Origin of the sequence: Prevotella sp. P5-50 (genome assembly GCF_002251295.1) — a bacterium.
Classification (GTDB): Bacteria; Bacteroidota; Bacteroidia; order Bacteroidales; family Bacteroidaceae; genus Prevotella.
Genome location: NZ_NPJA01000015.1, coordinates 110,971 through 124,053, shown reverse-complemented (window position 1 = coordinate 124,053; position 13,083 = coordinate 110,971). Strand labels below are relative to the sequence as shown.

14 protein-coding genes are annotated in these 13,083 nt (G+C 50.7%); 8 read left to right on the top strand and 6 right to left on the bottom strand.

The genetic code is table 11. The annotated features are described in order from the left end of the window. Window positions 1–18: 18 nt before the first annotated feature. The 5 genes from CIK88_RS03165 to CIK88_RS03145 form a co-directional block, all read right to left on the bottom strand. A complete protein-coding gene (locus CIK88_RS03165) occupies window positions 19–1,281 on the bottom strand; it encodes an ABC transporter permease (RefSeq protein ID WP_094434456.1) in 1,263 nt (420 codons plus the stop codon). 6 nt (window positions 1,282–1,287) lie between these two features. Then, complete coding sequence (locus tag CIK88_RS03160) at window positions 1,288–1,998, bottom strand: ABC transporter ATP-binding protein (RefSeq protein WP_094434454.1); 711 nt, start codon at window positions 1,996–1,998, stop codon at window positions 1,288–1,290. A 137-nt stretch (window positions 1,999–2,135) separates the two neighbouring features. After that, window positions 2,136–2,504, bottom strand: coding sequence for a GntR family transcriptional regulator (locus CIK88_RS03155; protein WP_094391302.1), 369 nt, complete (start codon window positions 2,502–2,504; stop codon window positions 2,136–2,138). 17 nt (window positions 2,505–2,521) lie between these two features. After that, window positions 2,522–3,358, bottom strand: a complete 837-nt coding sequence (locus CIK88_RS03150) for a hypothetical protein (protein WP_144269568.1) — start codon at window positions 3,356–3,358, stop codon at window positions 2,522–2,524. A 16-nt stretch (window positions 3,359–3,374) separates the two neighbouring features. Next, window positions 3,375–4,196, bottom strand: a complete 822-nt coding sequence (locus tag CIK88_RS03145; RefSeq protein WP_094434452.1) for an ABC transporter ATP-binding protein — start codon at window positions 4,194–4,196, stop codon at window positions 3,375–3,377. 376 nt (window positions 4,197–4,572) lie between these two features. Here CIK88_RS03145 and CIK88_RS03140 point away from each other — a divergent pair, with 376 nt between their 5' ends. Together CIK88_RS03140 and CIK88_RS03135 are read left to right on the top strand one after the other, a co-directional pair. Next, the gene (locus CIK88_RS03140) at window positions 4,573–5,553 is read left to right on the top strand and encodes a bile acid:sodium symporter family protein (protein ID WP_094434450.1); all 981 of its coding nucleotides are present in this window, start codon (window positions 4,573–4,575) and stop codon (window positions 5,551–5,553) included. Between the two features lie 181 nt (window positions 5,554–5,734). Next, window positions 5,735–6,109 (top strand): desulfoferrodoxin, encoded by a 375-nt coding sequence (locus CIK88_RS03135; RefSeq protein ID WP_094391207.1) that lies wholly within the window; start codon window positions 5,735–5,737, stop codon window positions 6,107–6,109. 68 nt (window positions 6,110–6,177) lie between these two features. On the opposite strand, the gene CIK88_RS03130 is transcribed toward CIK88_RS03135, so the two are convergent. Continuing rightward, window positions 6,178–7,065 (bottom strand): NAD kinase, encoded by an 888-nt coding sequence (locus tag CIK88_RS03130; protein WP_094391206.1) that lies wholly within the window; start codon window positions 7,063–7,065, stop codon window positions 6,178–6,180. A 125-nt stretch (window positions 7,066–7,190) separates the two neighbouring features. Between CIK88_RS03130 and CIK88_RS03125 the strand changes: the two genes are divergently transcribed. From CIK88_RS03125 to CIK88_RS03100, 6 genes are all read left to right on the top strand, one after another. Further along, the gene (locus CIK88_RS03125) at window positions 7,191–7,904 is read left to right on the top strand and encodes a pyridoxine 5'-phosphate synthase (RefSeq protein ID WP_094434448.1); all 714 of its coding nucleotides are present in this window, start codon (window positions 7,191–7,193) and stop codon (window positions 7,902–7,904) included. 56 nt (window positions 7,905–7,960) lie between these two features. Further along, a complete protein-coding gene (locus tag CIK88_RS03120) occupies window positions 7,961–8,524 on the top strand; it encodes a DJ-1 family glyoxalase III (protein ID WP_094434446.1) in 564 nt (187 codons plus the stop codon). After that, entirely contained in the window at window positions 8,521–9,180 is a 660-nt protein-coding gene (locus CIK88_RS03115; protein ID WP_094434444.1) for a 2-C-methyl-D-erythritol 4-phosphate cytidylyltransferase, read from the top strand. The genes CIK88_RS03120 and CIK88_RS03115 overlap by 4 nt, the downstream gene beginning before the upstream one ends. Continuing rightward, window positions 9,177–11,276: an ATP-dependent DNA helicase RecG gene (gene recG / locus CIK88_RS03110; RefSeq protein ID WP_094434442.1), complete on the top strand. Its 2,100-nt coding sequence runs from the start codon at window positions 9,177–9,179 to the stop codon at window positions 11,274–11,276. Before CIK88_RS03115 ends, recG begins: the two co-directional genes overlap by 4 nt. 252 nt (window positions 11,277–11,528) lie before the next feature. Continuing rightward, window positions 11,529–12,482, top strand: coding sequence for a M23 family metallopeptidase (locus tag CIK88_RS03105; protein ID WP_173815643.1), 954 nt, complete (start codon window positions 11,529–11,531; stop codon window positions 12,480–12,482). A 28-nt stretch (window positions 12,483–12,510) separates the two neighbouring features. Next, window positions 12,511–13,080 carry a C40 family peptidase gene (locus tag CIK88_RS03100; protein ID WP_094391201.1) on the top strand — a complete coding sequence of 190 codons (570 nt, stop codon included), beginning with the start codon at window positions 12,511–12,513 and terminating at the stop codon, window positions 13,078–13,080. Window positions 13,081–13,083 lie beyond the last annotated feature (3 nt).

Here is a 13,083-nt window from a genome sequence, read left to right as displayed (position 1 = left end):
TCTGAATGATACATCAGGTCAGTCTGCCCGCAAGGCTTCTATCGGTCGCACGCGGGCTGCCTTGACGGCAGGGATGAGTCCGGCAACGGTTCCTGCCAGTACGATGAGCATGGTGGCTTGGAAGCAGACGTCGAGACCTACGGTGGGATCTACAAACATGGTGGCTTGAAAGAGTCCGGTGTCTATCACCTCGTGGCCGATGGTAGCATCCATATACTCGTTGGCGGCTACGCCAAGCACCATACCTATATAGCCGAAGAAGGAGGTGATGACGACGCTCTCAGTGATGATGAGTTTGAGGATGGACCAGGGTTTGGCGCCAATGGCTTTGCGGATGCCAAACTCACGTGTGCGCTCCTTGACGGTGATGAGCATGATATTGGACACACCCACTATGCCGCTCAACAGCGTGAAGATGCCTATCACCCACAGGGCGACGCGTATCATACGGATGCCTTTTGCCATCTGGATATTATCCATATAGCGATTCCAGATGTAGATGGCTGACTCGTCGGCAGGGTCGGCATCGTGCTGGGTGTTAATGGTGGCGCGGTAGCGCTTCTCAAAAGCGTCGTTCTGATCTTCGGTGACCAGGTTCTTGATTTCAAACTGGATGACGCCTACCCAGCCGGCATTGCCCATATAGATGGCATTGAGGGTGTGGTAGGGTATGCAGGCGCTCTGGTTTCTGCTCTGCTTGTCGTCCTTGGTGATGCCCACCACTTGAAACGAGATGTTGCCGACGTTGACCTGCCTGCCTATCAAGGCACGAGGGTCTTTGGTCAACTCTTTGGCTTGTGCTTCGCAGAGCACGATGACCTTGCGGCGCTCCTTCATATCAATATCGTTGATGAAGCGGCCTGCCAGCAGTTCCACCTTATTGATACGTTGGTCGCTGGGATACACACCCGACAGGTCTTGGGCAGAGAGGTAGTTGTCGCCATAGGTGATATTGACCCCATACTTCGACAACAGGGCACCCACCTCCTGGGTATTGTCGGAGAAAGCACGATTGGTAATGTCGAGGTCTTGGGTGCGCAACTGTATGTTACGACCTTCTTTCAGTCCGCGATAGGCTTTAGAGGTATAGCCTCCATACACCTGCATCGAGGTGGAGAGTCGTCTGTCAGACTGTTGCAACTGTGCATTGATGAGTCCGTTGCCTGCGCCCAACAGGAAGATGAGCATGAAGATGCCCCATGCCACGGCAAAACCGGTGAGCGAGGTGCGCAGTTTGTTGCGCTTCGACGTGCTCCATATTTCTTTGATGAGTTCTCGCATAATGTATTATTTCACATAGTCTTTCGACACGAGGTGGTGGTCGAAATTGTTTTCTATACTTCCTATCAGTCCGTCTTTGATATGGATGACCTTATCGGTCTCGTTGGCAACACCACTCTCATGGGTCACCACGACGATGGTCATGCCATCCTTCTGATGGAGCTCCTTGAGCAGATCCATCACCTCGACACTCGTTTTAGAGTCGAGCGCACCCGTCGGTTCGTCGGCAAGGATGATCTGCGGTTTGGTAATGAGGGCACGGGCAATAGCCACACGTTGCTTCTGTCCGCCCGACATCTCGTTGGGGTAGTGGTCTGCCCAGGGTGCCAAACCGAGGCGGTCGAGATATTCCATCGCCATCTGGTGGCGTTTGCGTCTGCCCACGCCCTGATAGAAGAGTGGCAGTTCGACATTCTCCACGGCAGTCTTGAACGAGATGAGGTTGAACGACTGGAAGATGAAGCCTATCATCTTGTTGCGGTATTCTGCGGCACGGGTCTCGCTGAGGTCGCGTATCAATACGTTGTTGAGCAGATATTCGCCCGAATCATAGTTGTCGAGGATGCCGAGGATATTGAGCAGGGTCGATTTGCCTGATCCTGATGCACCCATGATGGACACAAACTCGCCACGGGCTATGTCGAGGTTGATGCCCTTGAGCACGTGGAGCGGTTGTGCGCCCTGATAGGTCTTGTTGAGGTCACTGAGGTGAATCATCTTGTTGTTTGTTTTTGTTTCATTGTTTCTAACCGATAGTGGATTTGCGCTTAATATTGTCTGTTTGACGCATCATAGCGCAAAAAAGTTGCACCATGGCTGATATTTTTTCCTATGACAGCCGTTTCTGTGCTACATCAAGGCTGTGCGTCGAGTGCTTGGCGCAATGCCTCATCCACTTCATTGATAGTGATGCCGAGCAACTTCATCTGTCGTGCCAATTCGGGGAGGTGCTGCTTCATAAACTCGGTCTTTCTCACCGTTTGTATCTGGTCTCTTGCACCTTTTGCCACAAAATAGCCCAGTCCGCGCTTGTTATAGATGACACCCTCGGCAGCCAACAGGTCGTAGGCCTTTACCGTGGTATTGGCATTGACCTCCAATAGCACAGCATATTCTCTGACACTGGGAATGCGTCCGTCTTCCTCATACATTTGTGCCAGAATCTCATCACAGAGGCGGTCGGCTATCTGTACATAGATGGCTTTATCATTACTGAAATTCATAGCAGTTTTCTTTTTGTTTATAAATTGATCCATCTGTTGCAGATGACCTGCATACGGGTGAACACCTTATAGGATAGCCAATACTGAAAACCTGCGAGCAGCAGTTCGGCTATGAGGAGACAAAAGATCCAGCTGTTGTCACCATGCATCAGGCAGGTCGTTATAGTGCCTGGTACACTCTCAATCACATAGATCACCAGATAGATCATCACGATGAAGAGGATGCCTGACACCACAATGGTGTGCTTGCGGAAGAGGGTTCCACAAAGGATGAAGAAACTATGGACGAGCACTCCACAGGTCATGATCAGCAGAGACAGCATTAGGGCGCCGGCGGAATCGATGCTTTCTATAAAAGTAGTCCATATTTTCCATAGCAATGCCATGATAGAGAGGCATACGCTCTGATGGTGACCGGGCAGGAGTACGAAACTGAATATCAGTTGCACCAGGTCAGATACTACGATGGCGGTGATCATTGCGACGGCAGCACCAAGCGTAGAGAAAAGGAATCTGCTGATATACTTTTCAAGATTGCTGGCTGGCAGCATCAGAAACTGTTCGCGCTGTCCAGTGGTCTTCATCACCATGAATATCTGTGTGGCCATCATATACATGGCTATGCTGAAAATCATTAAAACATATTGTGACATCCCCCAATAGCTAAGGTCGATGGTATCTGGAAAAAGCTGATACTGCTTGCTCAACTGATACAGCTGCATGATAAAGAAGGGCAACAGGGCGAAGGTCATGCCAAGCATCATGTTCAGATAGCTCTTCAAGTTGGTAAACATATCCCAACGCATCACCATCAGCAATCGGCTGAATTGAAAATTATTGTTCATTGTATTCATTGTTAATTTGGTTTGTTTATCTCAGTTTCCCAGTGATTACTGCATTAAACAGCAATTCGAGATTCATCGGTGTTTCATGGTCGGCGGGCTGTCGGCGGACTATCACGGCATTACCCTGCAAACTGGGTTCTGCATAGAGCACGCTATCGTCCATCTCTGCCGGTGTGCGGTACTCAAACTTGTAGTCATCGCTGATATCGCTTACCGAAGCATTGAGCAAGAGATTGCTCTGACTGAGGATCAGCACGTGGTCGAGCAACGACTCTATGTCGTGCACCTGATGGGTGGAGATAATCAGGATGCGGTCATCGGTCATATTGTTGGCTATGACCTTGCGAAACTGACTCTTCGAGGGGATGTCGAGACCGTTGGTAGGCTCGTCCATCAGGAGCAAGCGAGTGCCTGTTGCAAGTGCAAAACTCATGAAGGCTTTCTTCTTCTGACCCATCGAGAGTTGGTGGAGTTTGGTTTGGCGAGACAATTCAAAGTCTGCCAGACAGCGTTCAAGTACCTCTTCGCTGAAATGCGGATAGAATCCCTTGTTCATCTTCACGTAGGTGTCGAGGGTCACTTGAGGTAGCGTAAACTCTTCGGGTACCATGAAAATATCTTCCAACATAGCGGACCGGCGGTCGCTGGCTAATACTCCGTCAATGAACACACCACCCTTCTTGGGGCGCAACAAGCCACAAAGCAGATAGAGCAACGTACTCTTGCCTGTGCCGTTCTTGCCAAGAAGCCCATAGATTTTGTTGTCTGTCAGTTGCAGACTGAAGTCGGAAAAGACCTCACGTTTCGTTCCAACATAATTGAAACTTAAGTTTTCTACTTGTATCATATACTTGCGTGTTTGGTGTATTACTGTAATAGTACACCGCAAAGGTATGTATTATTCGAATACCATCCAACATTTTCAGCCATTTTTTTTGCACTGCACACAACATTTAACATTTACACCTTAATATATAAGGAGCATCGGGCGATGAGGTGGAAAAGATGTGCCGCTGTGGTGGGATTTATTCATTTCAGTATTACGCAAGGACTGTTTCCACGAACAGCCCGTGCGACACGTCGTACACAGCTGTCGATGCGTACCGCAATCCATGGTCTGACGCTCTTCGAGAAACGCTTGTTGGACAAGAAAACTGCTTTTTGTTTGCTTGTTTGCAAGAAATGGAGTACTTTTGCAAACCGTTTCAACAACAAAGAAAGACATGAACACAATAAAACACATGCAGGCTGTCAGCCGCCTGTTGGCTGCCCACGCTTCAGTATTTGTCATAGGCGTGGCACTCGTCACCTTCTTTTTCCCGCATCTCTTCGACTGGGTGCGTGGCACAACCCAAACCGTCATTCTCGGCATCATCATGCTCACCATGGGGCTTACGCTCACCACCGATGATTTCCGCATCCTGGCACAACGGCCGCTTGACGTATTGATTGGTAGCTGTGCGCAATTTTTCATCATGCCTGCCGTAGCATGGCTGCTGGTACATGTATGGCACCTCGATGCCCCGTTAGCCTTGGGCATTCTCTTGGTAGGATGCTGTCCGGGTGGTGTGTCAAGCAACATCATGAGTTATCTCTGCCATGGCGATGTGGCTTTCTCGGTAGGCATGACATGTGCCTCAACACTCCTTGCACCGGTAATGACACCACTGCTGATGCAGATTACAGCAGGCGAAATCATCCACATCGATGCCGTCGGCATGTTCATCAATATTCTGATTGTGACCATCATACCTGTGGCAATAGGTTGTGCACTCAACAAAATCTACAGCCGAAAGGCATGTTTTCCCACCATACAGAGTCTCATGCCGGGCATTAGCGTCACTTGCCTCGCCATCATCGTGGGCGGTGTCATCTCTACAGTCCATGACGATCTGTTGGAAGGCGGCGTGATGCTCTTCTTCTGGACCTGTGCCGTGGTGTTCTGCCACAATTCATTGGGCTATCTGTTAGGATGGTTTGCCGGACGCGCAGCCGGTTTCAATACTGCCAAGAAGCGCACCATCAGTATCGAGGTGGGTATGCAGAATGCCGGTCTTGCCACGGTATTGGCAAGCAATTTCTTTGCTACACAACCGCTCGCCGTATTGCCATGCGCCATCAGTTGTGCGTGGCACAGCATTTCAGGAACCATCCTTGCCGGGCTTTACCTGAAGTATGACAAGCGCAAGGAGCAAACCAACTGAAGCAGTAACACATAGCCTATCATACCTACATCACATCGTCCCACCTTTTCAATCTATGGATTGGAATGGTGGGATGATGGTTAAAAAAACACAAGAAAACCTATCAAACGACACAAGGTAACGGATTAATCCGTAACTTTGTGGTGATAACCATTTATTATAAACTAAATTATTCAGAGCTATGGCAACAAAGAAAAGAGAAATTTACCGATGCACCATCTGCGGAAATATCGTAGAGGTGTTGCACGAAGGTGCTGAAATGTCATGCTGCGGAAAAATCATGCAGCGTATGAACGAGAAAGGTATCGATGGTGCTGTAGAGAAACATGTGCCCATAGTAGAGCGCATTGAAGGCGGCTACCGCGTCAGCGTGGGGAGTGTGGAACACCCCATGACACCTGAACACCACATCGAATGGATTGAACTGCTGACCGACCGTGACGTGATGCGCCACGAGTTGAAGCCCGGAGAGGCTCCTGTGGCTGAATTCATAACCGATGCGAAAATGGTTACGGCACGTGAATACTGCAACCTCCACGGACTCTGGAGAGGCTGACAACTGACGCTGACAAGGCGGACAACTGACTTTTGCGAGGCGGACAAATCATTTCCTCCATCCACGCATCATCCGCGTTGATCGGCTCCCCACATCATTTTGTCGCGCAGGGTATGGAAGTATTTCTGACCTGCGCGCTTCACTACCTTCACCCGGTATGGGGCTTTACGAAGCGTCAGTCGGGTGGAATCGGGCAATTTCTCCGAACGACCGTCGAGTGCCACCAGGAAATTGTGGGAACGGCTCTCTACGGTGAGGGTGATTTCTGAATCTTCGGAAAGTACCAAAGGACGCACATTGAGCGAATGGGGGGCTACCGCCGTGATGGAAAACACATGAGTGCCGGGCACGATGATCGGACCGCCCACTGAAAGGGAATACGCCGTACTGCCGGTTGGCGTACTGATGACCAGTCCGTCAGCCTGATAGGTTGTCACGTAGTCGCCATTGATCGTGGTGCGCACAGTAATCATCGCTGCCACATCACGCTTGAGGATGGCCACATCATTCAGCGCAAAAGGACATCCTGCCAACGGCTGTCCGTCGGTCTCTACCTGTAGCACCGTACGGGTATCGATAGCATAGTCGCCCTCATAAATGGCTTGCACCATGGGATCTATCTCCGGTGGATTGATATCTGCAAGGAATCCAAGTCTTCCAGTGTTGACACCGATGATGGGAATTTGCTTTTCTCCCACCATAGAAGCGGTTTTCAGAAAAGTACCATCACCACCCATCGACACCGTAAAGTCTGCTTCAAAATCATTGCCGTCAAACACCTCTACCCCGTCAAGTGACAGGTGCTGACCATGAACGAGGAATCGATGGAACTCGCGCTCCATACATACTTCAGCCTCATGCATAGCTAAACAATTCAGTATCTTTTGTACAGATGCCGACTTTTTAGCTTGGTAGGTGTTGCCGACAATGGCAAATCGCAGTTTTCTTGAAGTCATATAAAAAATCTAATTTATTAGGCGTTAATTCACAAAGTTTTAGTACCTTTGCGCTGAATATACGCCACAAAATTAGTATTTTTTGGCGAAACATCACTATCTGTTAAGACAAATTTTTGAAGAAGATGACAAAACTAAGCGTAAACATCAATAAAGTGGCTACTCTGCGCAATGCACGAGGAGGCAACAACCCTGATGTCATCGAGGCTGCACGCAACATCGAATCGTTTGGTGGACAAGGCATTACCGTACACCCACGCCCCGACGAGCGTCACATACGCTATCAGGACGTGCGCGACCTGCGCCCCATCATCGCCACAGAGTTTAACATCGAGGGAAATCCCATCGACTCGTTTGTCAAATTGGTTCTGGAAGTTGTACCCACACAGGTGACACTTGTGCCCGACGGTCACGACCAAATCACCTCCAACCACGGTTGGGATACACTGGAAAACCGCAATTTCCTGACCGACATCTGCCACACCTTCTCACAGGCTGGCATACGCACCAGCATCTTTGTGGATGCTGATCCGAAGATGGTGGAAGGGGCAAAGGCATGCGGAGCAGACCGCGTAGAACTCTACACCGAGCCTTACGCTTCAGGATACAACAGCAACAGAGAGGCTGCCATTGCTCCTTTTGTGGCTGCTGCAGAGGAGGCACGACGCATAGGCTTAGGCCTCAACGCCGGCCATGACCTTTCGCTCGAAAACCTCCACTATTTCCATTCTCGTATTCCTTGGACCGACGAGGTGAGCATCGGACATGCACTCATCTGCGATGCACTCTACATGGGACTGAAACCCACCGTCGAGAAATATCTCATCGCACTGAAATAAGCATACGGCCACTATGGGCATCATATTCAGAAAACTAACCAACACATGATATAACTATGGCAAAAGCATACGTATTCCTTGCTACGGGATTTGAAGACATCGAAGCGCTTATCCCTGTTGACATCTGGCGTCGTGGCGGTATCGAAGTCACTACCGTCAGCGTTACCGGTCAGAACGTTGTGACATCAGCACACGGTGTGAACATCGAGGCTGATACTTGTTTCGAACAGTGCGACTTGACTGATGCCGACCTGCTGTTTCTGCCGGGTGGTATGCCTGGTGCTACCAACCTCTATCAATGCAAGCCGCTCTGCGAAGCACTGTGCAAGCAGGCGGAAGAGGGACGACTCGTGGCAGCCATCTGCGCATCGCCTGCAGTAGTATTGGCAGCTATCGGACTGCTCGACGGTAAGAAAGCCACGTGCTATCCGGGATTTGAAGGCAGTATGACCAACACGCATTACACGGCTGACCTGGTGACCATCGACGGCAATATCACCACCGGTGAAGGGCCTGCGGCAGCATTCCCATTTGCCTACGAACTGCTGGCACAGCTCAAAGGTGTGGATGTGGCAGATGCCATTGCAGAAGGTATGCGCTATAAACACCTCATGGGATGACCGACTATATCATCATCGTAGCCGGTGGCAAAGGACTGCGCATGGGCAGCGACATTCCCAAACAGTTTCTCCCCATCGGCGGAAAACCCGTGCTGATGCGCACTATCGAACGCTTCCACCATTTTTCGGAAGCGCTCCGGATTATCCTTGTGTTGCCTAAAGCCCAACAGACCTACTGGCATGAGCTGTGTGGGCAGTATCAGTTTGATGTGCCCTACATGTTGGCTGACGGCGGCGAGACTCGCTTCCATAGTGTGCAACACGGACTGGCACTCATCCCCGATGATGCACAGGGTGTGGTCGGTGTGCACGACGGTGTGCGCCCATTCCCTGCTATTGATGTCATTCGCCGCTGCTACGACACGGCACGCACGGCAAAAGCGGTGATTCCGGTGACTCCGGTGGTTGAGACTTTACGCCACATCACCGAGGGCACAAAGCCCAGAGGCGACTACCGTTTGGTGCAAACTCCACAAACTTTCGACATCCAACTACTGAAGGCTGCCAACCGCCAACCTTTCTCCGAGGCGTTTACCGACGATGCGTCGGTGGTAGAGTCCTATGGACATGCCATCACAATGGTAGAGGGCAACCGAGAAAATATCAAGATTACCACTCCCTTTGACTTGGCTATTGCCGAAACGCTCTGCCGATGACCGACATACTGCAACAGGATATCCAGTATATGGCGGGGGTTGGACCCAACCGCAAAAAGGTGCTTAGCGAAGAACTGGGCATCAATACCCTTGGCGACCTGTTGCAATATTACCCCTACAAACATATCGACAGAAGTAGAATCTATACCATCCACGAACTGACGGGCGACATGCCGTTTGTCCAAGTATGCGGCAGAATACTCAGTTTCGAGTCGTTTGACATGGGACACCGCAAGACGCGCGTAGTGGCTCACCTTTCCGATGGCACGGGCGTGATGGACCTTACCTGGTTCAACTATGCCAAGGATGTGCCCAAACGCTACAAAACGGGCATTCCATACATCGTTTTCGGGCGACCCACCATATATAACGGCAGGGTACAGGTGGTGCATCCTGACCTTGAACCTGCCGAAAACATCCAACTCTCGGATATGGGGATGCAACCCTACTACAATACGACAGAGAAGATGAAGAAACGTGGGTTGAACTCACGGGCGCTCGACAAGATGACCAAAACACTACTCGATTTGCTCAAGCAGCCTATTGCCGAGACACTACCCGACTTCATCACGCGCCCCAACCACCTCATCAGCCGAGACGAGGCGTTGCGACAGATTCACTATCCGCACAATGCCAAAGAACTGGAACGCGCACGGCTGCGACTCAAATTTGAAGAACTTTTCTACGTTCAGCTTAATATATTAAGGTACGCGAGCGATCATCGGCGCAAATACCGCGGCTATGTTTTCTCGCATATCGGCGAGTGCTTCAACGGTTTCTACCACAACCACCTGCCCTTCCAACTGACCGAAGCACAGAAACGAGTGCTCCGTGAGATACGCAAAGACACTGCTTCGGGCAGACAGATGAATCGGTTGCTACAAGGCGACGTGGGTTCGGGCAAGACACTGGTGGCACTCATGACCATGCTGATGGCACTCGACAATGGCTATCAAGCCTGTATCATGGCGCCAACCGAGATTCTTGCCGAACAACACCTGCGCACCATCAGCAGCTTTCTTGAGGGCATGGACATCAGCGTCGGACTGCTGACGGGTATGGTGAAAGGCAAACGGCGAGAACAAGTGCTCAACGATCTGGCTGACGGGACGTTGCAGATTCTCGTGGGCACCCATGCCGTGATAGAAGACACAGTACAGTTTGCACGACTGGGCATGGTGGTGGTCGATGAACAACACCGTTTCGGTGTGGCACAACGCGCCAAACTATGGAGCAAAAGCGACAATCCGCCACATATCCTCGTAATGACAGCCACACCCATTCCCCGCACCCTGGCTATGACACTCTACGGCGATCTCGATGTCAGCATCATCGATGAACTGCCGCCAGGACGCAAGCCCGTGGTCACCACCCATGCCTTCGACAGCCGAATACCATCGCTCTACGATGGACTGCGCAAGCAGATGCAACAGGGACGACAGGTCTATGTGGTCTTTCCGCTTATCGAAGAGAGCGAGCGCATCGACTTGAAAAGCCTGGAAGATGGCTATGCCACGCTGTGTCAGGTGTTTCCGGAATACCGACTGAGCAAGGTACACGGCAAGATGAAAGCCAAGGAGAAAGACGAAGAGATGCAGCGCTTTGCACGCGGTGAGACACAGATGCTCGTGGCAACGACCGTGATTGAGGTGGGAGTCAACGTGCCCAATGCCTCGGTGATGGTCATCATGGAGGCGCAACGCTTCGGACTCAGCCAGCTCCACCAACTGCGCGGACGTGTGGGCAGAGGTGCCGAACAGAGCTACTGCATCCTTGTGACCTCACCCAAACTGGCTGAAGAGACGCGCAAACGCATAGACATCATGTGTGAGACCAACGATGGTTTCCGCATTGCCGAAGCCGACTTGAAACTGCGTGGACCGGGCGATCTGGAGGGAACACAGCAGAGCGGCATGGCTTTCGACCTCAAAATTGCCGATATCGCACGCGACGGACAGATTGTACAGATGGCACGCGACGAGGCACAACGCATCATCGACGCAGACCCCACCTGTCAGTCGGAGCGCTACCACATGCTTTGGGACCGTCTGCGCCAACTTCGCAAGACCAATATCAACTGGTCTGCCATCTCGTAAAAAGTGGGGAAAACGAACTGGGAAAATCTATTTTTCCCATAGAAAATGCACGATCGTCCCATAAAAACGAGGGCAAAAACAGACAAAAGACTACCTGCGACAAATCAAAAAAAAGGCAAAATCCGCTACGTAAAGTGTTAAATTACACACAAATAGTGTTAACACTTTACCGATTTTAGAAATAATTTCGTAACTTTGCATCGTTCTGTTTTTATTGAAACCGAACGAGAATACGAACCGAAAAGAATAATTATGTTTTTTAAAAATCTAAAGAAAATAGCATTCCTAACCGTTGCAACCGTATGTACTCTCCCGACGATGGGACAGGATTTGTTGGCACGTCAGGCCCCTATAGACAGAAAGATGAAAGCAGTAGATAGCATGGCTCTCCGTCGCCTCATTCAGGCAGAGAGCTATGAATCACCGGCTGCCGACCTCTATAACGACTGGGATAACAGATATGCCCATAAAGCAACCAACCTCCCCGACACTTTCCGCATCAACCTGCGCAACTTCTGCATGCCCACCACCAACCGCGTTATCACCAGCAACTTCGGTTCGCGTTGGGGACGCCAACATAAGGGACTGGACATCAAAGTATATATCGGCGATACCATCCGCGCTGCCTTCAGTGGCAAGGTGCGCATCGTGCGCTACGAAGGACGTGGCTACGGAAAATACGTAGTCATCAGACACAACAACGGACTGGAAACCATCTACGGTCACATGTCTGCACAATTGGTGGCTGAAAACCAAGAGGTGCGTGCCGGAGATCCCATCGGACTGGGCGGAAACACCGGACGCAGCACTGGTTCACACCTCCACTTCGAGACGCGTCTGTGTGGCATAGCACTCAACCCTGCCCTGATGTTCGACTTCAGAAACCAAGACGTGGTTGACGACTACTATGTATTCCGCAAATCTACCTACAATCGCGAGTCGGCAGAAGCTACCCGTCTGCGTGGTGTAGCCGGCGGCAGGTCATATGGCGACGACCTCGATTTGGCTGACAACAGCACTCCTGCTGCACGCCAGAAGGCCACAAGCAGCCGCTCTGCAGCAGCTCGTTTCCACAAAGTATCAAAGGGTGAATCGCTCTATTCTATCGCTCGCAAGCGCGGTACATCTGTTGATGCCATCTGCAAACTGAATCACATCAGCAAGAGCACCAGACTCAGACCAGGTCAAATCCTGAAATATAACTAAACCAACCAAATAACCTAAACTAAAGAAAATGAAACAGAAAATTCTACTATGCATCATGCTTGTGTTGCTGTCCTCTGTGGATATGACATGGGCAAAAGGCAAGAGAAAGAAGACAAGAAAGACCCAACGTACCGAAACTGTCTATGAAGAGATAGAGAATTTCGACTTCTTATATACCGATGATTATGACGGTACGGCAACATTTGCCACTTCAAACAGCATCATGGATCAGGCCACAGCTCTCATCGGCACACGCTATCGCAGCGGAAGCAAAGGCCCTTACGCCTTCGACTGCTCTGGTTTCACCAGCTATGTGTTTGGACAACACGATATCAACATCGGCAGTTCGTCGCGCGACCAGTATGCACGCAACATCCCCATCAAGCGCTGGGAGATGCAACGTGGCGACTTGGTGTTCTTCACCAGTCCTCGCTCCGGACGCGGTGTAGGTCACGTAGGTATTGTGATGGACTATGATCCCATCAACAACACCTTCACCTTTATCCACGCCAGCACCAACGAAGGTGTGAAAATCAGCAGTTCTACCGAAGGCTACTATAATCGCCGCTATGTAGGCGCACGCCGCGTGGCGAAGTAACAG